This is a genomic window from Methanobrevibacter sp., assembly GCF_051877095.1.
Lineage (GTDB): Archaea > Methanobacteriota > Methanobacteria > Methanobacteriales > Methanobacteriaceae > Methanocatella.
Genome location: NZ_JBJEIO010000007.1, coordinates 57,085 through 80,212 on the forward strand (window position 1 = coordinate 57,085; position 23,128 = coordinate 80,212).

The 23,128-nt window shown below is 28.6% G+C and carries 27 protein-coding genes and 2 pseudogenes; 9 read left to right on the top strand and 20 right to left on the bottom strand.

All coding sequences use genetic code 11. The features are described 5' to 3' along the window. The gene (locus ACI389_RS05440; protein ID WP_439780531.1) at nt 1–444 is read left to right on the top strand and encodes a hypothetical protein; all 444 of its coding nucleotides are present in this window, start codon (nt 1–3) and stop codon (nt 442–444) included. A gap of 8 nt (nt 445–452) precedes the next feature. After that, entirely contained in the window at nt 453–722 is a 270-nt protein-coding gene (locus ACI389_RS05445) for a hypothetical protein (protein WP_439780532.1), read from the top strand. A gap of 34 nt (nt 723–756) precedes the next feature. On the opposite strand, the gene ACI389_RS05450 is transcribed toward ACI389_RS05445, so the two are convergent. Further along, on the bottom strand, nt 757–1,029 hold the full coding sequence (locus tag ACI389_RS05450; RefSeq protein ID WP_439780533.1) for a hypothetical protein: 273 nt from the start codon (nt 1,027–1,029) through the stop codon (nt 757–759). 9 nt (nt 1,030–1,038) lie between these two features. Further along, entirely contained in the window at nt 1,039–1,233 is a 195-nt protein-coding gene (locus ACI389_RS05455) for a hypothetical protein (RefSeq protein WP_439780534.1), read from the bottom strand. A gap of 77 nt (nt 1,234–1,310) precedes the next feature. On the opposite strand from ACI389_RS05455, the gene msrA reads away from it, so the two are divergent. Together msrA and ACI389_RS05465 are read left to right on the top strand one after the other, a co-directional pair. After that, the gene (gene msrA, locus ACI389_RS05460) at nt 1,311–2,180 is read left to right on the top strand and encodes a peptide-methionine (S)-S-oxide reductase MsrA (RefSeq protein ID WP_439780535.1); all 870 of its coding nucleotides are present in this window, start codon (nt 1,311–1,313) and stop codon (nt 2,178–2,180) included. Between the two features lie 20 nt (nt 2,181–2,200). Beyond that, complete coding sequence (locus ACI389_RS05465; protein WP_439780536.1) at nt 2,201–2,596, top strand: hypothetical protein; 396 nt, start codon at nt 2,201–2,203, stop codon at nt 2,594–2,596. Here ACI389_RS05465 and ACI389_RS05470 read toward each other — a convergent pair. Both ACI389_RS05470 and ACI389_RS05475 read right to left on the bottom strand, forming a co-directional pair. Beyond that, nucleotides 2,583–3,563, bottom strand: coding sequence for an Mrp/NBP35 family ATP-binding protein (locus tag ACI389_RS05470; RefSeq protein WP_439780537.1), 981 nt, complete (start codon nt 3,561–3,563; stop codon nt 2,583–2,585). The two genes, ACI389_RS05465 and ACI389_RS05470, sit on opposite strands and share 14 nt — an antisense overlap. Nucleotides 3,564–3,586: 23 nt before the next feature. Next, on the bottom strand, nt 3,587–4,918 hold the full coding sequence (locus tag ACI389_RS05475; RefSeq protein WP_439780538.1) for an FAD-dependent oxidoreductase: 1,332 nt from the start codon (nt 4,916–4,918) through the stop codon (nt 3,587–3,589). A 74-nt stretch (nt 4,919–4,992) separates the two neighbouring features. Between ACI389_RS05475 and ACI389_RS05480 the strand changes: the two genes are divergently transcribed. Continuing rightward, entirely contained in the window at nt 4,993–5,616 is a 624-nt protein-coding gene (locus ACI389_RS05480; protein ID WP_439780539.1) for a CatA-like O-acetyltransferase, read from the top strand. 1 nt (nt 5,617) lies between these two features. Here ACI389_RS05480 and ACI389_RS05485 read toward each other — a convergent pair whose 3' ends face one another. The 12 genes from ACI389_RS05485 to ACI389_RS05540 form a co-directional block, all read right to left on the bottom strand. Then, a complete protein-coding gene (locus tag ACI389_RS05485) occupies nt 5,618–6,103 on the bottom strand; it encodes a hypothetical protein (protein WP_439780540.1) in 486 nt (161 codons plus the stop codon). A 9-nt stretch (nt 6,104–6,112) separates the two neighbouring features. Continuing rightward, nucleotides 6,113–6,799: an NADPH-dependent F420 reductase gene (gene npdG, locus ACI389_RS05490; protein ID WP_439780541.1), complete on the bottom strand. Its 687-nt coding sequence runs from the start codon at nt 6,797–6,799 to the stop codon at nt 6,113–6,115. A 9-nt stretch (nt 6,800–6,808) separates the two neighbouring features. Further along, nucleotides 6,809–7,363, bottom strand: a complete 555-nt coding sequence (locus ACI389_RS05495) for a DUF2284 domain-containing protein (protein ID WP_439780542.1) — start codon at nt 7,361–7,363, stop codon at nt 6,809–6,811. 186 nt (nt 7,364–7,549) lie between these two features. Then, nucleotides 7,550–8,905, bottom strand: a complete 1,356-nt coding sequence (gene cca / locus ACI389_RS05500; protein WP_439780543.1) for a CCA tRNA nucleotidyltransferase — start codon at nt 8,903–8,905, stop codon at nt 7,550–7,552. Nucleotides 8,906–8,909: 4 nt separating this feature from the next. Continuing rightward, nucleotides 8,910–9,467, bottom strand: coding sequence for an RNA 2',3'-cyclic phosphodiesterase (thpR, locus tag ACI389_RS05505; protein ID WP_439780544.1), 558 nt, complete (start codon nt 9,465–9,467; stop codon nt 8,910–8,912). 9 nt (nt 9,468–9,476) lie between these two features. Beyond that, nucleotides 9,477–10,607: a 3-dehydroquinate synthase II gene (locus ACI389_RS05510; RefSeq protein WP_439780545.1), complete on the bottom strand. Its 1,131-nt coding sequence runs from the start codon at nt 10,605–10,607 to the stop codon at nt 9,477–9,479. A gap of 8 nt (nt 10,608–10,615) precedes the next feature. Then, the gene (locus tag ACI389_RS05515) at nt 10,616–11,407 is read right to left on the bottom strand and encodes a 2-amino-3,7-dideoxy-D-threo-hept-6-ulosonate synthase (protein WP_439780546.1); all 792 of its coding nucleotides are present in this window, start codon (nt 11,405–11,407) and stop codon (nt 10,616–10,618) included. 203 nt (nt 11,408–11,610) lie between these two features. Further along, the gene (locus ACI389_RS05520) at nt 11,611–12,147 is read right to left on the bottom strand and encodes an SAM-dependent methyltransferase (protein ID WP_439780547.1); all 537 of its coding nucleotides are present in this window, start codon (nt 12,145–12,147) and stop codon (nt 11,611–11,613) included. After that, nucleotides 12,140–12,982, bottom strand: a complete 843-nt coding sequence (locus ACI389_RS05525; protein ID WP_439780548.1) for a pantoate kinase — start codon at nt 12,980–12,982, stop codon at nt 12,140–12,142. The genes ACI389_RS05520 and ACI389_RS05525 overlap by 8 nt, the downstream gene beginning before the upstream one ends. A gap of 35 nt (nt 12,983–13,017) precedes the next feature. Further along, a complete protein-coding gene (locus tag ACI389_RS05530; RefSeq protein ID WP_439780549.1) occupies nt 13,018–13,392 on the bottom strand; it encodes a hypothetical protein in 375 nt (124 codons plus the stop codon). Between the two features lie 87 nt (nt 13,393–13,479). Then, on the bottom strand, nt 13,480–15,144 hold the full coding sequence (locus ACI389_RS05535; RefSeq protein ID WP_439780550.1) for an AMP-binding protein: 1,665 nt from the start codon (nt 15,142–15,144) through the stop codon (nt 13,480–13,482). 174 nt (nt 15,145–15,318) lie between these two features. Continuing rightward, nucleotides 15,319–15,891 carry a helix-turn-helix domain-containing protein gene (locus ACI389_RS05540; RefSeq protein ID WP_439780551.1) on the bottom strand — a complete coding sequence of 191 codons (573 nt, stop codon included), beginning with the start codon at nt 15,889–15,891 and terminating at the stop codon, nt 15,319–15,321. Nucleotides 15,892–16,326: 435 nt separating this feature from the next. Between ACI389_RS05540 and ACI389_RS05545 the strand changes: the two genes are divergently transcribed. The 3 genes and pseudogenes from ACI389_RS05545 to ACI389_RS05555 all read left to right on the top strand — a co-directional run bounded on the left by ACI389_RS05545 (nt 16,327) and on the right by ACI389_RS05555 (nt 17,669). Continuing rightward, the gene (locus ACI389_RS05545) at nt 16,327–16,599 is read left to right on the top strand and encodes a hypothetical protein (protein WP_439780552.1); all 273 of its coding nucleotides are present in this window, start codon (nt 16,327–16,329) and stop codon (nt 16,597–16,599) included. Between the two features lie 126 nt (nt 16,600–16,725). Beyond that, nucleotides 16,726–16,881, top strand: a pseudogene (locus ACI389_RS05550) (DapH/DapD/GlmU-related protein); the annotation flags it as partial. Nucleotides 16,882–16,970: 89 nt separating this feature from the next. Then, complete coding sequence (locus ACI389_RS05555) at nt 16,971–17,669, top strand: thymidylate synthase (RefSeq protein WP_439780553.1); 699 nt, start codon at nt 16,971–16,973, stop codon at nt 17,667–17,669. A gap of 45 nt (nt 17,670–17,714) precedes the next feature. Here ACI389_RS05555 and ACI389_RS05560 read toward each other — a convergent pair. The 4 genes and pseudogenes from ACI389_RS05560 to mch form a co-directional block, all read right to left on the bottom strand. Continuing rightward, nucleotides 17,715–19,133: pseudogene (locus tag ACI389_RS05560) on the bottom strand (nicotinate phosphoribosyltransferase). A gap of 60 nt (nt 19,134–19,193) precedes the next feature. After that, nucleotides 19,194–19,739, bottom strand: a complete 546-nt coding sequence (gene rbr / locus ACI389_RS05565) for a rubrerythrin (RefSeq protein WP_439780554.1) — start codon at nt 19,737–19,739, stop codon at nt 19,194–19,196. 268 nt (nt 19,740–20,007) lie between these two features. Further along, complete coding sequence (locus ACI389_RS05570; protein ID WP_439780555.1) at nt 20,008–20,835, bottom strand: DUF4013 domain-containing protein; 828 nt, start codon at nt 20,833–20,835, stop codon at nt 20,008–20,010. A 134-nt stretch (nt 20,836–20,969) separates the two neighbouring features. After that, the gene (mch, locus tag ACI389_RS05575) at nt 20,970–21,941 is read right to left on the bottom strand and encodes a methenyltetrahydromethanopterin cyclohydrolase (RefSeq protein WP_439780556.1); all 972 of its coding nucleotides are present in this window, start codon (nt 21,939–21,941) and stop codon (nt 20,970–20,972) included. Nucleotides 21,942–22,188: 247 nt separating this feature from the next. On the opposite strand from mch, the gene ACI389_RS05580 reads away from it, so the two are divergent. Beyond that, nucleotides 22,189–22,992 carry an SDR family NAD(P)-dependent oxidoreductase gene (locus ACI389_RS05580; RefSeq protein ID WP_295031383.1) on the top strand — a complete coding sequence of 268 codons (804 nt, stop codon included), beginning with the start codon at nt 22,189–22,191 and terminating at the stop codon, nt 22,990–22,992. Nucleotides 22,993–23,128: the final 136 nt, after the last annotated feature.

Sequence of the window (23,128 nt, forward strand, 5' to 3'; positions counted from 1 at the left end):
ATGGATCTTAAAGATTACGAAAATTATCAAAAAAATAATGTTAAAGCTTCAAAAAGCCAATTAAAAGAATATATTCAAATATATGCAGAAATGGCAAGAAAACTCAAGAGCGAAGATGCTCTTGAACTTGAAGTTATTAAAAAAAATATTAAGAATACATTTCCTAATGAGATTTATTTTACATTAGTAGATGAAGCTGAAAAACCAGTTAAATTAACTTTAACTGAAAAAAGCAAAGAGTATATCATTCCTATTTTTACAGACATTAGGGAATATGCTATTGGAAGTGCAAAAATATCTAAATTATTCTTAGATAAATTAGAAATGAAAGTTCTCACTCCAGAAGACATATCTAAAATAGCTGACAGTGATGAATATTTCCAAGGTTTTGTAATTAATCCCCATTCACAAAACTTTAATATGGATAAAAATGCTAATTTTTAGGTGTTTAAATGAATTTTATCTGTCCTACTCTCGGTGAAAATCATGAAAAAGATTTTCTTGTTACTGGAACTCCTGATGACTTTAAAATAATTGTATTTTCAAATATGAATGAATATGAAAAAGGTTTTAAATACTTGAAATTGACTGATTATACTCCTTGTGAAGTTTCAATTGAATTATTCATGGAACTTGCAAAAAACGACAATGAATTTTCAGGCATTATCCTAGATATTCACTCTAAAAATAAGATTATTTCAAAGAAAGAACTATTAAAATGAATATTTTCTTAAAAAAAAGTCGAAACAAGAGAAGTTAATCAGATTCATCATCTGATTCTTCTGTTTCATCTACAATATCATTATTGTAATATTTATATCTATAAGACATTTTAAATCCACCAACAACTTCACGTTTAGGTCTTTTTTTAGTTTTTATAGGCCCATTTAAATCTTTAAATTTCTTTTGATGATCTTTAACAAGATTTTTATTCTCACGCTTAAATGTAGCCTGTTTATGACGAGCATGTGGGGATTTATAGATTTTTTTTCTAAGTAAACGTCTGCCACTTGTAACACGTCTTATCACAATAATCACTTATTTATGTCTATTAATATTTTTAGTTACAGATTTATCTAAAGTAGATTGAATTTCATCAATTCTCTCAACAACAACTTTTATAGCTTGTTCGCCTTGACGAGTAGGGTTAATACCTTGTTCAACAAGTAATGCATCCCTAATATCCCTTAATCTATCAATTGAATCAATTTTCATAATTGTACTATAGAACATCTCATTTCCTCCAATTCTATTTAATAAATATAACTAATCTAATAAAAATATTTTATGTTAAAAATAAAATATAAATTATGTTTATAAAACAAAAAGTTATTTATTTAGCTGGAGGTTGCTTTTGGGGTGTTGAAGCGTTCATCTCTAGATTAAAGGGAGTTAATAATACTGAAGTGGGATATGCAAATGGTAGAGATTTAACACCAACATATGAAAAGGTTTGTAGTGGAAAAACTGGACATGCAGAAACCGTTAAAGTAACCTATAATCCAAAAATAATCACTCTAAATGATATTTTAGAAAATTATTATAAAATAATAGATCCATTTAGTAAAAATCAACAATGTAGAGATATTGGAACACAATATAGAACTGGAATTTATTGGCAAGAAATTTCACAAAAAGACATTATCTTAAAGTTCATAAAAGCAAAGCAAAAATTGGAATCAAAGAAAATAATTATTGAAATATTTCCAATCCATTGTTTTTACACTGCTGAAGATTATCATCAAAAATACCTTGAGAAAAATCCACAGGGTTATTGTCATGTTGATTTAAATTTAATAAATGATAATGAATTCAGCCACTTAACCAAAGAAGAGTATGAAATAACACAATTATCTATGACAGAAACACCATTCAGTGGTAAATATAATGATTTTTTTGAAGATGGTGTATATGTAGATGTTGTAAATGGTGAAGTTCTATTCTCTTCAGAAGATAAAATAAATTCAAAATATGGCTGGCCATCATTTTTAAAGCCAATCAATGATAAAGCAATTACAAAAAATAGAGATTTTTCTCATGGAACAACACGTATAGAAATTAGAAGTGCAAAATCCAATTCACACTTGGGGCATTTATTCTATGATGGTTCCAAAGGAAGTCCTAGGTATTGCATAAATTCATCTGCATTAAAATTCATACCAAAAGATAAAATTAAATAAATTATTTAATAAAATATTATATGATGAACTTAGAAAAAATTAAACATCCAGAATTAAAAAATCATATTAATATGATTTATATGCATGGTGAAAATCAAAATCAAACTGCAATAAATAAAGTAGAAACAGAAATTAAAGATTATATTTATAATAAAGAATTTATAATATCTACTAAAGAGGAAAAACCTCTGAAAATACCTTATGCAAATGATGGTGAATATTTAGTTCCTATTTATACTGATGAAAAAGAATATATTACTGCAATGGATTATTTCTCTTTAAACAAAATAGAAAACAAAGAATATATAATTGAAAAACTAAATTATTTTAAAAAAATAAAAGAAGATCCTAATTTCTTAGGATACATTGTAAATATTGCAAGAGTAAGTTATATTATTAACCCTACTCTTTTATAAATTCTTTTTGAATATCTTCAACAATTTCAACAAATCTTTTTGAAACTTCATCATCTGGATCAATTATAGAAATTGTGCCTTCTTCATTTGGAGCATTAGAAACTTTTTCCTCAATAGGTAAATCACCTAAATAAGTAATTTCCATTTCCTCTGCAAATGCTTCCCCATTACCTTCACCAAATATATGGAGTTTTTCATCACAATGTGGACAAATGTAATAAGCCATATTTTCAATAAGACCAATATGTTTGATATTCATCATTTCAACCATTTTAACACATTTTAAAACATCTTCTTGAGATACAACGTTAGGAGTAGTTACCATAATAACTGCATCTGCATCAGGAATAGTTTGTAAAACAGTTAATGGTTCATCACCTGTTCCAGGTGGATTATCAATAATTAAATAGTCAAGTGAACCCCAATGTGCATCTGAGATTAATTGTCTAATAGCACCAGTTTTTTGAGGTCCTCTCCAAATAATAGGCCTGTCAATACCTTCTAATAAGAATGCCATAGACATTACTTTAAGACCACTTTCAGTTACAACTGGAAACATGGAATGTTTGTATTCTTCTTTTTTAGATTCAATGAATGCTAATTTTTCCTCATCATTTTTGAAATCTTTATCCGCAAGTCCAGATTCAGTAATTTCTTTAAATACATTGAATTGGTATTCATTGAATTCTTCACCATATAATTCCACACCTAACATTTTAGGAATGTTTGGACCGTGAATATCCGCATCTAAAATACCAGTTTTATATCCTAGTTTTTGTAAAGTTTCAGCAATATTTGCTGCAACGGTAGATTTTCCTACTCCCCCTTTTCCACTCATAACAACAATTTTATGCTTGATTTGATTCAAGTTTTTAGCAAGTCTTAACTCTTGTTCCATCATTTGTTTTTGTTGCTCAGGAGTCATTTGAGTCCCATGACCATGATGGCCATGTCCATGTTCTGCCATTTTATCATCTCCGAAATTTTTATTTAACTGAATTTTTTACTTACTTCTTCAACAGCAAGTATTAATGGGTCTGTAACCATTGAAACTGGTGGTGCATAAGCAAATTCCATATTACTTAAATCAAAGCAGGTTAAACCTTCAGTAATAGCTAATGTCATAGTATCAATTCTTTCAGCTACTCTCTCTTCTGCTATGATTTGACAACCAATAATGGTTCCATTTCCATCACAAATAACTTTTATATCCATTGGTTTAGCATTTGGATAATAACGAGCTCTTGTAAGTGCTTGTACCTTTTGTACAACAGGTCTGATTCTATTTTGCTGTGCAAAACTAGTAGTATATCCAACTGCACCAAATTCTAAATCTCCAACTTTTGAAACCATTGAATTTAAAACTGGGTTAAATTTAGATTTTTTACCACAAATAGTACGAGCTAATGTTTTAGATTCACGAACTGCAGTAGTACCTAATTGAGAAACTGTATTAGAACCTAAAATTAAATCTTTTGATTCTACACAATCTCCAACAGCATAAACATCTTCTACTGAAGTCTCCATCCTATCATTTACGAGGATTGCCCATCTTCCTATCTCACATCCTGCCATTTTTGCTAAGTCTAATTCAGCTCTAACACCAGTAGCCATAATAACCATATCTGCATCGTAGAGATCTTCATCCCCAAAGCATGCTTTTTCGACTTTTTCATCTCCAATTAATTTAGTAATAGGTTTACCTAAAACAACTTGAATTCCTTCCATTTCAAGGTATTCTACTAAAATATCAGACATATCTTTATCCAGAGATCTAGGAACAATTTGAGGTAACATTTCACTTAATATAACATTTAATCCACGTTTTTTAAGTGCAAATGCAATTTCAATACCAATTAGACCTGCACCAGTGACAATTGCACTTTTAGCATCTTTAATTGCTTCTTGAACTCTCATACCATCATCAATATTACGGATTCTAAATACTCCATCTAAATCGACACCTTGCATTGGAGGGATAAATGGATTACCACCAGTTGCAAGAACTAATTTATCATAATCTAAAACTATTTCATTACCTTCTTTTTGATAAGTAACAGTTTTTTTATTAGAATCAACAGCAGTAACTTCTGCTTCAATAATAACATTGATATTCTTATTTTTATAATCTTCAGGAGTTCTCATTACAATATCATCAAAAGATTCGATTGTACCAGACAATACATAAGGAATAGCACATGGAGAATATGCTACTTTATTATCTCTTGTAATAACTGTAATTTCGATATCTTCATCAAGTTTACGAATATTTGAAGCTGTAGATATACCTCCAGCTCCACCACCTACAATAATAACTTTCATTTTAAAACCACATATGATTTATACAATATAATATATATAAAAAAATAATATAAAAAGTTTATTAAGGTTATAACATGAAAGAAATTGAATTTAATTTAGATAAAAATCCTTTTATTAATTTCTTATCAGCAAGATATACCATGAGTGCTAGAATAAACGTTGAAAAATTATGGAATTGGTGTCATGAAAATAACAAATCCTTTTTTATTATGAGTTTAGGATGTTTAATGAATGCTGTAAATTCAGTTCCAGAACTTAAAAGAAGAATAATAAATAAAAAAGTTATTGAATATGAATATCTTGAAGGTGTAAGTCCAATAATGGATGAAAGAAATGAAATTTATAAAGAAATGAGAGTAAAAATTTCTCAAGACTTCTCCAATATCTTAGAATGGCATGATTACGTAAAAAATCTTTCCAAAAATATTTTAACTTCTAAACAAGAAGGATTTACTATAGAAATGGAAAAAAGAGATTTTGAAAACATTGCAAATTTTTCATGTATTCCTTGGGTTGATTTTGATATGATAACAAACTGTGCTGTGCATGGTAAAGCAATACAACCATTAATAACCTGGGGAAAAGTTAATGATAATTATGAAATGAGCGTAGCTATTACAGTAAGTCATATTTTCGTTAATGGACGAGAATTAGGATATTTTTATGAAAATGCACAAAATGAATTTAATAAATTCTAAATTAAATTCTACATTTAAAACCTAATTCATCAATTATTTTTTCCAAATACTTCTTTTTTAAAACAAAGTCACGTTTATTAGCTAATTTTTCTGAATTTGGTTGACGAACTTTTTCATTAAGCCTTGCTGCACCTAAATACTGGGTATCACCTTCAGTTAATTTATGCACTTGACCATTGTCAATAGCTTTTTTAATGTAATAATAATCATTGAATAATACATCAAAATCATTACTTAAATAATATAACTCCAAATCAGTGATGATTTCATTATTATACCAAATAATTAAAACTGATTCATATTTAAAAAGTTCATAAAAAGGAATTAAATTAAAATAGTCAATATCTGCAAGTTTAAATTTAGATGATGGATATCTTCTACCACAATGTTTTGTAAAATACTCCAAAGGAGCAATAAAAAAAGTTGATGACTCATTTAAGGAAACATCATTAATGTTTTTGCCAATTAAATCCTCAAATGAATCCATATTAATCAGTTATTCTTTATCAAGAGCAGGAATTCCTGTAATTCTTAAACCACCATAATGGGATTTGTATTTAATGTTTAATCCAATTAATAATGGAGTAATTTTTTCAATAATCCTTGCTTTTTCTAAAATACCACAGTCAATTGTTCTGATTCCAGGTATTTTATTAATAATTTCAGCTGCAATTTCTTTAGATTCGTTATCATCACCTGCAATTAAACAATCACAATCAATTTCTTCTGGAATGTTTGCAAGATGTGAATTTGAAATATTACAAAATGCACATATTACTTTTGCACCAGTTCCTTCTAATATAGAAGCAGTCCTTTCAGCAGCAGATCCTTCCATTAAATCAATGAATCTAAATGGTTTTCCACCAATAGCAGTTTCTAATGGTACAGTTGCATCCATAACAATTTTGTCATTACAGAATTCTTTAATTCCTTCGAGAGTTGGTTTTTGAGCAGCAAGTGGTACAGTGATAATTAATACATCACCTGCTTTTGCAGCATCTTCATTCGCCATACCAGTCATATTCAAGTCATAGTCAGATAATTCTTCTTTTGCTTTTTGAACTATGTCTAATGCTTTTTCTTCTTTCCTAGAACCAACAATTACTTCTACACCAGCAATAGCTAATCTTTCTGCAATTCCAAGACCTTGTGGTCCAGTTCCACCTATAATACTTACAATCATTTTACCACCTCATATTTTTTTATCATATAGTAATCCGCCAACAAAAATTAAATATTCTGGCAACTTACCATCATGAGCATAAAGTATTTTATGCCCAAATAAGTCTTCAACAGTTTTATCTACATTAGCACCTAATCCTTCAAATGCATATCTCATTTTAACAGGCATTTTACAAGGCATTCCAAATTCTCTTGTACATCTCATACAAAGATTACATTTACCCATGTATAGTCCCATTGAATCTTCATCTTCAAGCATATAAATATCATTCATTAATCTACCTTTTATACGCTCAAATCTTTTTAAAATAAATTTTAATTCTTTTTCTTCAAAAGTATGATTTAATTCTTCTTGTGAAAAATCAATTTTAAAAGCAATAATTTTAAGTTTATTATATGATTTCCATAACTCCTCCACATCAAAATCAAAAGGAGGATAATTCCAGTTGTATCCTAACTTTTCTTGTTCTTCAATGCAAAGCTTTGAAAATTTTTCAAAATCAACGTATTTTTCAAAATACTCTTCAGTATCAACATCTACAGTTAGCTTTTTAATCTCAGACATGAATAATTATTTGAATAATAAATATAATAAAAGTTTCTAATTAATTGAAATAATCATGAATTTTCCTTAAATATATGAATCCTGTATATATTTTTAAAATGGAAACAAATAAGTTATTGATAATGATAGGTACTGTAATTTATTAATAACTCTTTTAGAATTATTTATGATATTTCCTTCATAAACTTATCTAACAATATGTTGTCCGGGATGAATAAAATCATCTAAAAATTCATCACTACTAATCTCCTCAATATCAATGAATTCATAAGTATTAATAATATTCTTTTTAAGGTTTTTACCAACTTTAATAAGATTAATATACTCAAAAGTGAAAATATGCTCAATTAGTCCTACCGCATTATTGACATCTCTTTTTTGTGTGTGGACTAAAAAATCATCCTGAACATAACAATTTTCACGACCATACTTCTCAACAAAATTTTCACAAGCCTTATTAAAGAAAATTTTAGGTCCTACATTAACTTTAATATCATTTAAGTTTGATGAAGCCATTTCAAGTAAAATTACACATGTTAATAACTCATCGCTCCAATAATCTGCTTTGAAAACATTGAATCCCTCATCATTTAACTTACGTTCAAGAGCATCAGTTGTCTTCTTAAGTTGAGGATGAAGAGTATCAAGAGGAATATCTGGAATATTAAATTTAATAGCTATAATATCACTATTTCTACTCTTAAATTCATTAATTAATTCCCATTTATTTAAATTTCTTTTTAATGGATAAAAGTAGTCCTTTTTATTATTTGAAAATATATAATTACGAGCTGATTGAATAAACTCAGATAATTTATTAATCCTAAGAGCAGCTGCCACATTTCTATTCATGTCTGTTGGATCAATAACAATTAGTGGATCATTAAATAATTTAGATGTTCCATATTCTTTTAAATCAATACTATGACCATATTGCCAGTTAATAGCTGATTTTAAAGTGTTTTCAAATGTCCCATATTTAATAATTAACAATTCACATAAATAACCTGCAAACCCACCAACCTTAAATTCAGAACCATATGTTCCAGTCATTGCCATGAAACGTTTTAGGAGTAAAACTTCATTTTCCTGACCTTCAGCTAAATTCTTTTTAACAAAACGAGTATGTAGAATTGTTCTATCTACTGCAGATTTTATTTTATCACCATTTTCAATTGAATAACATGGAACAATATCCACTTCATAACCTTCAATATCTGTAGTTACATAAGGATGTGATGCAAAATGATGTTCTGGAACACTATTAAATTCCGCACAACACTTATGAGCTAAATCAAGCCCAGTTTCCTTTAAATAATGTTTATCAGTATCTAATGGAAATGCTATGAAAATATCAATATCTGACTTACCCTTAAGAGCAGTATTTTTAGCAACAGACCCCACCAAATTGACTTTAGCTTTGATGTTACTTTCATCACATAAATGTTGCAAAAAATTAATTATTTTTAATGAGATTTCATTAATTTCATTTATCTCACCAATTGTTGGTTTTATATCATTTAATATTAAATTATAATCCATAAAATCACAATTCAAATACTTTTAAATCTTCATAAATTGGTCCAGATGGTGTTAAAGTAGATTTCTTTAAAACAATATTATTTACTGTCATCTCACCAATCTCAATATCACTGAATTCTTCAATAACTGATTCAACTTGATTTCTATTTTTGGCCGATTTCATACGTCCAATAGTTAAATGTGTTGAGAATTTTTTATCTTTGTCAAAACCCAATTTAACAAATTCACTATCAAGCTTATCATGTAATTCTTTAATAATTGAATCCTCATCAATTCCAATCCAAATCACTTTTATATGATTATTATTAGGAAATACTCCGCATCCTTTAACTTTAACATTAAAAGGTTTAAATTCAGATACAACATTTTCTATTTTATTTTCCAATAATTTCAAACCATCACTATCAATTTCCCCAAAGAATTTTAATGTCAAATGAAGATTCAATAATTCGACATATTTTATCCTTGTATCAATTTGTTTAAATTGCTTGATGATTTTATTAATTTTTGGTTTTAAATCATTATCTAAATCTATAGCTAAAAATGCTCGTATCTGTGACATATTATAACCTTACTGTTCTATAATTGTTTCATCAATAGCCATTCCAAAGTGACGTGCATTAGTTTCAATATAAACTTTAACTTTATCACCTGGTTTAACATCAGCTACTGATAATGCTTCATTATTTTCATCGACAATTCTAATAGTTTCTGCATTTTGTAAAAGTGTTCTAATGGTTTTACCTTCATATTCTGCTTCAATTAATAATAAAGGCCTTCTTTCAATTTTGCTTCGTCCAACATATGCTGTTCTGGTTTTACCTTCACTATTAACTATTAATACTTCATCTCCAGCAACAAGTTCTGATAGATATCTTGTTTTGTTTCCGGGAACCATTACATATGCTTGAACTGGACCTGCATTTACTCTAAATGGTCTTGAAGCAACATATTCACTTTCAAGAGATTCTGAATGTACTAAAAACATGGATTTTGAATAAGAACCAATTAGCATTCCTTCACCAGGTTTCATCATATCAGTTGTATCAATACATACTCTATCTCCGGAACCTAATGTTTTTACTTTAGTTACAGTAGCTAGTTTTAATTCATATTTTGCTTGTGATGATTCAATAACATTTTGTGCGATTTTTTTAATGTTATTAAAGTCATTAGCTTCAAATATTATACCATCAGTACCATGTTCTAATGTTTCAAGTGCTACACGAGCTCCATCTACATCACGAACTGCTGCAATAATTTGAACATCAAATTTCTGTAAATCAGCAATAATATTTTCAAGTGGGATAATTGTCCAATCAGTAGCAATTAGAATAATATAATCTACAATAGAACCTAATTTTACAGCTAATTGCTCATGAGCTTTATCAGTTATTCTTATATAGGCACATACAGTTTTTCCTTCGCTTTTCGCTTTTTTTGCATTAGCAATATCAGTTGAATCTTTGAAATCTTCTTTTAATTCAACAAAGCCATCTCCTTCACCATTAATACCCACTAGATAGATATCTGCATCATCATTATTTGCAATAATTTTTATATTGCCCAATTTTCTAATTTCTTCAATATCATCAAAATCTAAAACATGATCAATTCCTGATTCTAATGCAGTAGTAATCATTTCTTTTTTATCTTCCCATAATTCATCAGGAGTACTTATCCAAGCGAATTTATTTTGCATTTAACCACCTATTTTAAGAATTTTAAAGCTTCTTCAACTTCTAAATCATTATGAACAACTTCAGAAATTGCTCTTGTAATTTTACCAGGATTTTCAGCTTGGAACAAATTACGTCCAAATGCAACACCTGCTCCACCAACATCAAGAGAATCTCTAACCATTTGTAATAATTCTTCATCAGTTTCTACTTTTGGACCACCAGCAATAACTACTGGTACGATTGCACCTTCAACAACTTCTTTAAAAGAATCTGGATCTCCTGTATAATTTGTTTTAACAATATCAACACCAAGTTCAGAACCTACACGTGCAGCATGTTTTACAAATTCAACATCATGTTCGTTTTCAACTTTTTGTCCTCTTGGGTACATCATTGCAAGGAGAGGCATACCCCAGTAATCACAGGTTTCAGCAACTTTACCTAATTCTTGTAACATTAAACTCTCTGTTTCACTTCCAAGGTTTACATGGATAGATACAGCATCTGCACCAAGTTGAATTGCTTTTTCAATACTTGTTACAGTTACTTTATCATTTGGATCTGGTGCAAGAGAAGTACTTGCAGATAAGTGTACTATTAAACCAATATCTTTACCGTAACCACGGTGACCTTGTTGTACAATACCTTTGTGCATTAATATAGCATCTGCTCCTCCTTGGGATATCTCTTCAACAGTTTTATCTATATCAATTATACCTGGAATTGGACCACTTGATACACCATGATCCATAGGTGCAATAACAGTTCTACCAGTATTTCTATTGATAATTCTTTCTAAACGAATTTTTTTACCTATCATATTAATAACCTCGTTTATACTTATGAATAATATATATCTTTATTAAAGTATATAAATTTTAATTGTACAATGACATAGAAATTAATGATTCTTTTTGAAGAAAATATTAAAATTTATTTAAAAAAATTGAATAAAAACAAATATTTATACTATGAATTAATGAAAAATAAAGTTCAATACAATTTAAATATAAAGTATACAATTCATCTATTTCTCTTAAGAGAGGGAGTCCATAATTCAAATTCCTTAATTTGTTGTGGAATACCTGAATCATGATAAGAATCAAGATATCCTCCACTAGATCTATAATTCTCATTACACTCTTCTACTGAATTAAAGAACTCTAAAATACCTCTATTCCTAATAATAGTATGTTTTGGCTTAAATGTTGATGACCATATATAAAATACCTTAAAAACAGTATCAGGATGATATCCTCCACCTAAATCAATACATAAAATATCACATTTTTGTATTTTCTTAAATACATCAAATAAAGTTTCATGAAGACGTACATCAGCATTAATAAACTCTAAATTATTGCAAGTTAATTCATTCATCTTAACTGTAGCTTCAGGAGAATTATCAAGAGCTATTATTTTTGAATCTTTAAAATTATCCAATAAAATTTTTGTAGTATTACCAACATGACACCCTAATTCTATAATTGTATTGCTATTTTGAGCTAAATCTAAGATTTGACTTCGGTAAATTTTTACATCATAACTAAGTTTAATCATAAATAATACCATTATTATTTAATTTATCTATATGCAATCCTTCGATATTTAGCTTTTTAAATATCTCTTCATTATAAGCTAATGCAAACACTGTATTTCCAAGCATTGCCATTGAACTACCTAAAATATCATCCATAGAATTAAAATAATCAATTTGTTCTTTAACTTTCTCAGACATTAATTTAGTTTCAAGAGAAAACTTATTTGAAAAAATTAAAAAATTATCCAAACTAGGTTCATCTTCAAATAACTCCAAATACTTTAATCCTACTTTCGAAATAATTTCTTTATGACTTGGATCATTAATAATTGTAGATGTCTCAATTGGTCCAAATGTTTTATATGCAATATAAACATCTTGATTATATGATTTTATTTCACCAATTCCGGGTGCTCCAGGTTTTGTTCTTAAAACTAAACCTTTACCTGTTTGAGCTATTACATCTCCTAAACCAGCACCTAAATTAACTTCAGCCATATGAGCAATTTGACCACATAACTCCTCTGAATAACCTAAACTTAAAAATTCATTTAAAGCCAATGTTAAACTTAATGCTGAAGCTGCTGATGTACCAAATCCAGCTCCAATTGGAAGTTGAATATCCTGAATAACTTTAAAATTTGTATTATCCAAATCTAAAATAGCTAAAACTTCACTAATAATAGTGTCATCACCAAGATTAACTTCAAATTCAAAGCTATCTGATTCAATGATTGTTGTTTTAACACCCTTTGTGAGTAAAAAGCCTACTCCACAAGATCCTTTTTTTAGTTTGGATTCATGATTTTCTATATTGAAAAAACCAGTCACATGACCTGGAACAAAAACACTCATAATTATTAATTGTTAAACAAAATAATTAAAATTTATTATTTTTTAAATTTTCTTAAATCTAATTTCCAATTTTTATAAGCAAGTTCCCTATTTGTTTCTTTCCATTCAAGATTTTCACTTAATACTTTTTTCTTTAAGACTTCAAGACTATGTGATTTTAAATTAGAACCCCTATAATACCAATAATTATCTTTTTTATAAACATTTAAAAAACCAGTACCATTATTTTTGTCTATTTCAAGGGATTTTTCAACTAAGTCTTTATCTAAAATTCTCCATTTCAAACCATAAAGACTGACAAGGACTTCTAGTTCTTTTAGTGTTTGAGCTTTAAGTGATTTATCTCCAAACTGATACTCCCAACTCATATCATCTAATTGATACACATTCATAAAACCAGAAAATTTCATAATAATAATTATGTTTTAGTAAGATAATAAATTTTTAGATTTACACTAAATAATTCATTTTAGAATAAAAAAATAAGTTTTGAGGAGTTATAATTCTCCTCTTTCGCGTCTTTGGTCTAATAATTCAAGACCTAAATTACCTAGTTTGTATTTTTGGATTTTACCACTTGTTGTAAGTGGGAATCCATCAACGAAGAATACATATTTAGGTACTTTATATCTTGCAATAGATCCAATACAGAAATCACGAATATCTGCTTCAGTAATATCATCAAAGCCATCTTCTTTAATTATGAATGCTCCAACAATTTCACCATATTTCTCATCTGGGATTCCAGCAACTTGAACATCTTGAACACATTCATGAGTAAATAAAAATTCTTCAATTTCACGAGGATAAATGTTTTCTCCACCTCTAATAATCATATCTTTGATACGACCAACAATAGAGTAATATCCATCTTCATCTACTGATGCAAGGTCTCCTGAGTGTAACCATCCATCTGGTTCGATTGTTTCAGCTGTTTTTTCAGGCATATTATAATATCCTTTCATGACATTGAAACCTCTACACATTATCTCACCAGTTTCTCCAACACCTACTTCTTCACCGGTTTCTGGATCTACGATTTTTACTTCAATATTTGGGAATTTACGTCCTACAGTGTTAATTTTTTTCTCAAATGAATCAGCAGCATTAGTTTGTGTAAATCCAGGAGCTGCTTCAGTAAGTCCATATACACTTGTAATTTCTTTCATATTCATTTTTTCGATTGCATCTTTCATTGTTTCAACAGGACAAGTTGAACCTGCCATAATACCAGTACGTAAAGAGGACATATCAAACATATCAAACATTGGATGGTTCATCATACCTATAAACATAGTAGGTACTCCGTAAACGGAAGTACATTTTTCTTTTTGAATTGAAGAAATTGCAAGTAATGGATCATATTCTTCAAGAACTACCATAGTAGATCCATGGGTGATTACTGCCATTACACCAAGTACTGTCCCAAAGCAATGAAAGAGAGGAACTTGTAAGAGTAATCTGTCCTTTTCAGTGTAATTCATGTTTTCTCCAATATAATAACCGTCATTTACAATATTACGGCTAGTTAACATTACACCTTTTGGGAAACCTTCAGTTCCAGAAGTATATTGCATATTGATAACATCATATTGAGAAACTGAATCCTTGATTTCTTGGTATTTTTCATCATCATAGCTCATACCAAGTAATAATAATTCATTAGTGTTAAACATTCCACGGTGTTTTTCTTGACCTACATGGAAAATATATTTTAAATGAGGAAATTTTTCAGTAATTAAATGACCTCTTGCACATTGTTTAAGTTCAGGTACAAGGTCATTTATAATATCAAAATAGCTAGTGTCTCTGAATGCATCAGTCATAGCTAATGCTTTCATATCAGACTGACCTAACACATATTCTAATTCATGAGCTTGGTAAGCAGTATTAACTGTAACAATTACTGCACCAATTTTTGCAGTTGCAAACATATAAGTTAACCATTCAGGTACATTTTTAGCCCATATACCAACATGATCTCCTTTTTCAATACCGAGAGCTAACATCCCTTTAGCTAAATTGTCAACTCTTTCATCAAACTCTTTGTATGTAAATCTTAAGTTTCTATCTGGATAAACGATAAATTCATGATCTGGTTGCTTTTCAACCATTGACTCAAAAAACTTCCCTAACGGAAGTTCTGTAAATAATTCACTCATTGGAAAACCTCCATTTTTTTAAATTCAACATTATTCATACTTGTAAAATATTCTTGCAAACTCAACAACAAATAACGCAAATCCAAACTATGAGTGAAAAATCTAATTAATCCATTACTAATTTTTTGTTGTTTTAATACTATCTCAAACATTTTATCAAGCCCTATATTCAGTTTAATATGGAGTGTATAATACTGCAAGTATTTTTGCTTTATCTTCTCCACTTGCATGGAGGTGGTGAGGCACTACTGAATCATAAAAGATTGTATCCCCTTTTCCAATAATAAATGAGTCTTTTCCATAAATTACTTCAATTTCCCCTTCTAATACATAGATAAATTCTTCACCTTCGTGAGAAGATAATTCTTTTTTACCTTCTTCAAATTCAATGTCTATGATAAATGGGTCTATGTTTCTATCAATTTTACCTGCACCTAATGAATGGAATTCAAGATTAGTTGCATTAGTTACATCTTCTCTACCTGAAAAATAAAGAGAATTTTCAGTTTTTCCGTTTCTAGTGACTACTGGACCAAGTTCAGGAGTATCATCTAAAAATGTACCTAAACGTACACCAAGTGCTCTTGCCATTTTAGTTAATGGAGTAAGAGAGGGAATAACTTCCCCTGCTTCCATAGCTTCTAAAACTTCAAGTTTTACCCCACTTCTTTCAGCAAGATCTTCAATAGTCATGTTTTGTCTAGCTCTAATATCTCTAATTTTCTTTGCAAAATCTTCGTTTGTCATATTTTTCACATCTTAAATTGGATTTACTTAAAAAAATTTAAGTATTTATAATTATATTCTATTTAATATATAAAACTATCTTAAAATTAAACAAATAATTAATTTTAGTATAAAAAGAATAAAATAAACATTTAATTGTTAAGAAAAAAGAGAATTTCATGAAAAATATATCAAATATCATTAATATAAAAAAAATATTTATTATTTTAATAAAAATGATTTAAAATCAAATAATTAGTAAATAGCTTAATAATTATACTTAAAAATAAGAAAAAATAGTTATATTAATCTATTCAATTAATTATTGTGGAGACTCACTAATATCTCTACAAAAAAATCATGGAAACATTAGTCTTTGAGAAATAAGGTCAGTACTCGTCTGGCCTTATAATAATATTAATTATAGAAATCAAATAATAGATTATAGGTGATTAAATGGAACTTGAAGAATATTTAGAATATGTAAATAGTGGAAAAAGAATTATTGCTGATTCTGAAGTACATTTATTTATGAATGAGTCATTAGAAAATGCATTAAAAATTACTCATAAAATAAATAATGAATATCATACTATTGAAGAAATTCAAGAATTAATTAGCGAATTAACCAATCAACCTGTAAATGAAACATTACATTTACTTCCTCCATTCAATACTGATTTTGGTAAAAATATCCATATTGAAGAAAATGTTTTTATAAATTCTTGATGTAAAATGCAAGATCACGGAGGCATGTTTATTGGAAATGGTGTGTTTATAGGACATAATGCTTGTTTATTAACTTTAAATCATGCAAAAGAAGTAGAAAATAGAGCAGATATGTATCCATCCGCTATACATATTGAAGATAATGTTTGGATTGGTTCAAATGTAACCATTCTACCAGGTGTAACTATTGGTAGTGGAGCTATTATTGCAGCAGGTGCTGTTGTAACAAAAAATGTTAAGTCAAATACAATTGTTGGTGGCGTACCAGCAAAATTTATAAAAAATATTACTGACTAAAAAACTGTAAAAAGTACCTTTAAATATATTTTAAAACATAAAATTAAATTAATATATATTAAAGGACTGTTATTATGCTAACCATTAATCAATGCTATTTAGATTTTGTAGATAAAATATTAAAACAGGGAAAAGAAACTTATAAGGATTCCAATCATCATTTGATAGAAAATTTGGGAAACTTTTATATAATTGATGACCCATTAGACTTAAAATTTAAAGCTAAATATCAACATTACACTACTAAAATGATGTTAGATGATATTAAATCTGGAAGATTCGATATAGATGAATGTCCCATTAAAAGCGATGCTCTTTATGAATATGTAAAATCAGCTGAAAATCCAGATGATCAAGGATTTGTATATACCTACCCAAACAGGATATTTACACATTTTAATATTGATCAATTCAATACAATGAAAGAAAGGATATTGACTGCAACAGGTTCAAATCGTGCAGTAGCTGTTACAATTGACCCTCAACTTGATTCAGATAGAGAAGACATACCATGTCTTCAATTTTTACAGTGTATTGTCCGTGATAATGAATTAACTATCCATTGTTTATTTAGGAGTAATGATATTTTTGGTGCATTCTATTCAAATATGTTTTTCATAACATATTTAGGTATTAAAATGAAAGAAGAAGTCAACAAGGAAATTGTTGGTGAAAAGTTAAACTTTGGTGGAGTCCATTACCACTCAACTTCAGGCCATATTTACAATACTGACTTAAAATCAGCACGTAAGTTAATAAAAACAAATAAATAAGGTTGTTTTTTAACCTTATTTTAAAACTGGTTGAAGTGAATATTTTTATATTTTTCCAGAGATATTTGAGTAATTTAATGCTCTTGATTTAATATCTCCAAATGTATCTTCAATTAGTAATTTACCATTTTTAAATACACTTCTAAGGCAATCTTCACCTTGTGCATCAATAGGTGTTGTTTTAAAAGAATTATTTTCGTTAATTAATTTAAATCTACCTGTTTTAGATTTTTTACTAGAATCTAAAGGATTCTTATAAATATCAAACCATTTATTATTACGTAATTGAGCTGAACATTTAAATGCATTTCTTTGTGTATCTCTGTTTACAGCAGTATGGAGACCTCCTCCCATACCAAAGATAATATTCTCAGCAGCCCATCCATCAGATTTCATTGCAAATAACATATCCCTAATTTTATGGTAATCTAATCCATCACCCCATAGAAGACCAATATTGGAATTAAATACTTTATATCCTTTACTAGTTAGATAAGATCCAAAACCTTTTTCTAGGATATTTAAACAATCAATTGTTGTTGCAACAGGATCTCCACTGTCTGGTCTAAATACTACTTTATTGCCCTCAATAGCTAAAAAATCAGTTATAGCTTTGTTTAACTCAGTATTTGGTTTTCCAGCTTCAGTTAAAAAGTTTTTATAGTTGTATGAATCTATAACCATAGATAGTATTCCATTTTTAGCATTATTAATTACGTTTAATACTTGCTCAAATTCACCTTCTGGACCTAATGAAGTCATTACACTGTGTTCAGTTGCTTGAACTGAGAAACCATATAAGTTTGAATCATTATAATAATTTTTAGGAATCAATAAAGCAGGAATAGTATCAGTTCCAGAAAAACTAAGTAAATGAGCTGATCCAGATAACATAGATGATTCTGTTGAACTAGCTCCACGATATCCAAAATCATGCAACATAAAATCTAAATTATCTTTTGAAGAACCCGTGACTTCAAGATAAAATTTTGATAATTTTCTTACCTCAGCAGACAATGTCGCAACTGTTGAAGGATATCAAACTTGTAAAAGCAAGGATTCTAAGTAATTGACTAACCAAAATGATTTATTATCAGTGTTTTCTACACTCATTAATACATTACCAACATTAACTGGAGTTCCTTCAGGTACTGCTTTTATTTCAATTGGGAGGTATCCATCAAATTTATCCAAAATATGATACCAACCTTTCTTATTAAATATGTCATCACCAATATGATTAGAAATAAGCTTATCTGCTTCTTCAATTTTTTCTTGACTTACAACTTGACCTTCTAAATATTTTTTCATGATATACTGCAAACCATAAAAAATAGTTTTGTTGAATTCAGAACCTACTCTACTTTCAAGATAAGAATAGATTTTTTCTGTTCCTTTAGGATAAAAATAATGATGAGTTACTTTATAACTATCAGTTAATACACATATATTATTTTGAATCATAATACCACTATAATAATAAATTATATACAATCTAAAAAAAATGAAAAAAAAGAAGAAAGATTATTTAAAGTTAGTAGCTCTTTCTTCGAAGTGTGCTTTTGGAAGTCCACAAACAGGACATTTTTCAGGAGCATTAGGACCTGAAAATACAAATCCACAGTTTTCACATTTCCATTCAATATCTTCTTCTTTGTTAAATACAGTATCATTTTCAACATTAGCAAGTAATGTTCTGTATCTTTCTTCGTGTTCTTTTTCAATAGCTCCAACTTTTTCAAATAAGAATGCAATCATTGGGAAATTTTCTTCTTTAGCAGTTTCAGCGAATTCTTTGTACATAGAAGTCCATTCTTCGTTTTCACCATCAGCTGCTGCATTGAGGTTAGCTATTGTATCTGGGATATTTTCATCATTTAAAAGTTTGAACCAAATTTTAGCATGTTCTCTTTCGTTTTTAGAAGTTTCCATGAAAATATCATGAATTTGAACATAACCTTCTTCTTTAGCTTTAGCTGCGAAGTATTGGTATTTAGTATGTGCTTGGGATTCACCAGCAAATGCTGCTTTTAAATTTTCTTCAGTTTTTGTACCTTTTAAATCATACATAATATACACCTTTTAATTATATACTATAATTTTCATTTAATAAAAATGTTTTTGATTATATAAAAATAAAGAATAAAACTTGATACTTATTATAATCTCATCACCAACTACTTATTAGAATATTTAAGTCTTTTGTTAGTGTGTTTACTGCTTATTCTATTGAAAAAAAAGCCACACTATCCATTAACATCTGTTTAAAAATATTTATTTAAAAATAATAAATTTTGTAATATAAAAAAAGAATAAAAGAAAAATAAAAATTATTTTCCTATGCAATATCAGAATATAATAACCCATATGCTCTTTGTGCAAAGAATGTTAAGTACGGAGTTACAATAACTGAAATAATTCCCAATTGTGGAATTTGACCATAAATATAAGATAAAATTCCTTGAATAACTACCATAATAATAATAACTAAAAGAATAGTAGCTATCACTTTACCTACACCAATTCTTGGAATGTCTTTTGCAGCTTCAATAATATTAAGCCCATTACCAAGACTACCAGTATTTGCTAATCTTGCTTCACCCATAGATTCAAGGAATGAGAATATTATAAATAAAATGATTGCAACAATAGCAGTAATTATTAATGAAGATCCTAATGCCTCCAAACTAGCATTTGATACAACAGGTCCAACAGCTACAGTAGAATTAATAGCAGTTGCATTGACATTTGCATTAAATTCATTAACAATTTGCATAAAATTACCAGGAATATTAGTAATTAATGCTACAATCACAACAATAATAGCCGGAACAATAAAGTATACAATATTAAGAACTATTACTTTAATACCACTTACTATATCATTTTTCCAGTTAAATGAAGGAGCTTTTTCATCCTGATTAATTCCAGATTTCATAATTGCAAGCTTATAACCCATTGTCACAAATATTACAATTAATGAAAGAATAGACAGAATTACACCTAAAATTACAAAAGCACTAGATTCAGAACTTAGTATAAAAAAAGATATTCCTCCAAAAAGTAATAATACTGCTGCAAATGTTAAAACAATATAAAGCGCAAGTTTATCTAGATTATTAGAAGGAAAAATAAATGATTTTTTGATAATATCCATTATTTCCATATTAAACACCTTTAAAATACAAATACTTATATTAAAGTACTTTAAATTATTTTTAATAATAATACTATTTAAAAGTAATGGAAAATTAAAGTAATAATCTAAAGATTTATTAAAAAAATAAAAAAAGATGAAATTTATTCATCTAAACCAAAGGATTTTTTAAGTAAATCTGCGTTAACAAATCCTTCTTTGTAAATTTTACCAGTTGATAGATCATTGATTACAACTTCAGCAGGAGCAAACATTCCTTTATCAATTTTGTAGAAATCAAATTCAGCTTCTTTAAATACATCAAAGAATGGCTTACCATATCCATCTGCTGCAGAAGAAGGTAATTTAGCTGCAACATCAGCAATATCATCGTTTTCATCAGATTCTACATAGTAATAAGTTCTTCCACCAAATAATACTGCATCGTTAGTTTTACCCATTGCTTTAAGTCCATCTGGGTCAACTGGTGCAATAGGTGCAATACCTGCTGCATGTTTTACTTTAGTTACATCAAATTTGATAGCTTCTAACATTTTGTAAGTTCCATTTTCAACTACTCTACCAGAAATTTGAATAGATCCAACTAAAGATGAAGTAGGAGCTACGAGTAAGTATACATTTTTAACATCAACATTACATTCATCAGCAATGTATTGTGCAACTTCTTCACCAGGTAATACATCAGCTTCTAAAGTTAAAATAGCTAAATCTGCTTCAGTATCTTCATAACCTATTTCTTCATAAGTCTCAGCTGGTTTTAATGCAATTGCTCTTGCAGGACCAGAACCAAGTGCAAAGAAATCTCCAACAGATACAGACCAACCTGCTTTTTGAGAACCTAAGGTTGAAATAGATGGTGAGTCAGTTTTAATTTTTACTGAAGGAAGAGCGAATTTTTCAGATAAATCTCCTGGAATGGAAATTCCAACATCTGCAAGTCCACCAAGACAAACTTTAGTATAAAGTTCACCTGCTTTGAAACTTCCATCTACATTCACACCACAATCCAAAATGGTAGCACCATTTTCTAAGGTTTCTACAGCGATGTTTAATGCATCTGCTTTTTCAATCATCACATCTACTGTCTTTTTTGCTTCTATGTTTACACTTACCATAGTTTAACCTCTATTAAAAAATATCAACTTAAATCATTTTAAGTTATCGGATAAGATTTTATTGTTATTATTATTTATATTTGACTAAATGATTTTAACAAATACTCAATTATTCATTAATCACCTGATTTTATGGAGACAATAACCAAAAAAACAAACATTACCCAAATCGATTAATTAATATATACCAGATTATAAATAATTATGTAGTGTTTTAATTACACTTTATTTTAAGGAGGAAATGTTCATGGATAGATTAAAAGATAAAGTAGCTATCGTTACTGGTTCTACAAGTGGTATTGGAATCGGCATTGCTAGATTATTTGCTGAAGAAGGTGCTAAAGTAGTTATTTGTGGACGTAGAGAAGAAAAAGGACAAGCAGTTGTTGATAATATCACAAAAGAAGGAGGAGAAGCTTCTTATCACTTCTTTGATATTACTGACACTGACAGTATTGAAAAATTAATTGATGATACTGCAGAAAAATATGGAAATATTGACATTTTAGTAAACAATGCTGCTAATGTAGCTCTAAAAGATGGAAGTATTAGTGAATTGACTATAGACATGTGGGATGCTATCTTTGAGAGTGATTTACGCGGTACATTCTATGCTACAAAATGTGTAATTCCATACTTACAAAAAAATGAAAATGGTGGATCTATTATAAACATTGGATCAATGGCATCATGTGGTGGGGATTTAGGTTCTACTGCTTATGCATGTGCTAAATCTGGTGTTGACATGCTTACACAATACACCGCACTCCAATATGGTAAAGATAATATTCGTTGTAACTGTGTACGTCCTGGATTAATAGTAACTCCAGAAAATGAAGCAAATGTGCCTGAAGTCTTAAGAAACATTTTCTTAAGTAATATCATGGTAAACCGTTATGGTGGTCCAGAAGATATAGGTCATATGTGCGTATATTTCGCATCTGATGAAAGTGAATATGTTACTGGACAAATAATCAATGTAGATGGTGGTCTTAACTCCCATGTATCCACATCAGCACAATTTAGAGAGTTAAACTCTCGTACATGGTAATTAGTACTTTTTAGTACTAATTTTTTTATTTTAAAAATGATTAAATGAAATAAATCATTTATTGTTTATTTTTTCTTATGTGAAATAAGAACAAAACTCACACCATTAATACTAAAACCAAACATCAATCGAAGAC

Coding starts and splice junctions, on each gene's coding strand:
- ACI389_RS05440 (WP_439780531.1), top strand. CDS start 1: ATGGATCTTAAAGATTACGAAAATTATCAAAAAAATAATGTTAAAGCT.
- ACI389_RS05445 (WP_439780532.1), top strand. CDS start 453: ATGAATTTTATCTGTCCTACTCTCGGTGAAAATCATGAAAAAGATTTT.
- ACI389_RS05455 (WP_439780534.1), bottom strand. CDS start 1,233: ATGTTCTATAGTACAATTATGAAAATTGATTCAATTGATAGATTAAGG.
- msrA (WP_439780535.1), top strand. CDS start 1,311: ATGTTTATAAAACAAAAAGTTATTTATTTAGCTGGAGGTTGCTTTTGG.
- ACI389_RS05465 (WP_439780536.1), top strand. CDS start 2,201: ATGATGAACTTAGAAAAAATTAAACATCCAGAATTAAAAAATCATATT.
- ACI389_RS05470 (WP_439780537.1), bottom strand. CDS start 3,563: ATGGCAGAACATGGACATGGCCATCATGGTCATGGGACTCAAATGACT.
- ACI389_RS05475 (WP_439780538.1), bottom strand. CDS start 4,918: ATGAAAGTTATTATTGTAGGTGGTGGAGCTGGAGGTATATCTACAGCT.
- ACI389_RS05480 (WP_439780539.1), top strand. CDS start 4,993: ATGAAAGAAATTGAATTTAATTTAGATAAAAATCCTTTTATTAATTTC.
- ACI389_RS05485 (WP_439780540.1), bottom strand. CDS start 6,103: ATGGATTCATTTGAGGATTTAATTGGCAAAAACATTAATGATGTTTCC.
- npdG (WP_439780541.1), bottom strand. CDS start 6,799: ATGATTGTAAGTATTATAGGTGGAACTGGACCACAAGGTCTTGGAATT.
- ACI389_RS05495 (WP_439780542.1), bottom strand. CDS start 7,363: ATGTCTGAGATTAAAAAGCTAACTGTAGATGTTGATACTGAAGAGTAT.
- cca (WP_439780543.1), bottom strand. CDS start 8,905: ATGGATTATAATTTAATATTAAATGATATAAAACCAACAATTGGTGAG.
- thpR (WP_439780544.1), bottom strand. CDS start 9,467: ATGTCACAGATACGAGCATTTTTAGCTATAGATTTAGATAATGATTTA.
- ACI389_RS05510 (WP_439780545.1), bottom strand. CDS start 10,607: ATGCAAAATAAATTCGCTTGGATAAGTACTCCTGATGAATTATGGGAA.
- ACI389_RS05515 (WP_439780546.1), bottom strand. CDS start 11,407: ATGATAGGTAAAAAAATTCGTTTAGAAAGAATTATCAATAGAAATACT.
- ACI389_RS05520 (WP_439780547.1), bottom strand. CDS start 12,147: ATGATTAAACTTAGTTATGATGTAAAAATTTACCGAAGTCAAATCTTA.
- ACI389_RS05525 (WP_439780548.1), bottom strand. CDS start 12,982: ATGAGTGTTTTTGTTCCAGGTCATGTGACTGGTTTTTTCAATATAGAA.
- ACI389_RS05530 (WP_439780549.1), bottom strand. CDS start 13,392: ATGAAATTTTCTGGTTTTATGAATGTGTATCAATTAGATGATATGAGT.
- ACI389_RS05535 (WP_439780550.1), bottom strand. CDS start 15,144: ATGAGTGAATTATTTACAGAACTTCCGTTAGGGAAGTTTTTTGAGTCA.
- ACI389_RS05540 (WP_439780551.1), bottom strand. CDS start 15,891: ATGACAAACGAAGATTTTGCAAAGAAAATTAGAGATATTAGAGCTAGA.
- ACI389_RS05545 (WP_439780552.1), top strand. CDS start 16,327: ATGGAACTTGAAGAATATTTAGAATATGTAAATAGTGGAAAAAGAATT.
- ACI389_RS05555 (WP_439780553.1), top strand. CDS start 16,971: ATGCTAACCATTAATCAATGCTATTTAGATTTTGTAGATAAAATATTA.
- rbr (WP_439780554.1), bottom strand. CDS start 19,739: ATGTATGATTTAAAAGGTACAAAAACTGAAGAAAATTTAAAAGCAGCA.
- ACI389_RS05570 (WP_439780555.1), bottom strand. CDS start 20,835: ATGGAAATAATGGATATTATCAAAAAATCATTTATTTTTCCTTCTAAT.
- mch (WP_439780556.1), bottom strand. CDS start 21,941: ATGGTAAGTGTAAACATAGAAGCAAAAAAGACAGTAGATGTGATGATT.
- ACI389_RS05580 (WP_295031383.1), top strand. CDS start 22,189: ATGGATAGATTAAAAGATAAAGTAGCTATCGTTACTGGTTCTACAAGT.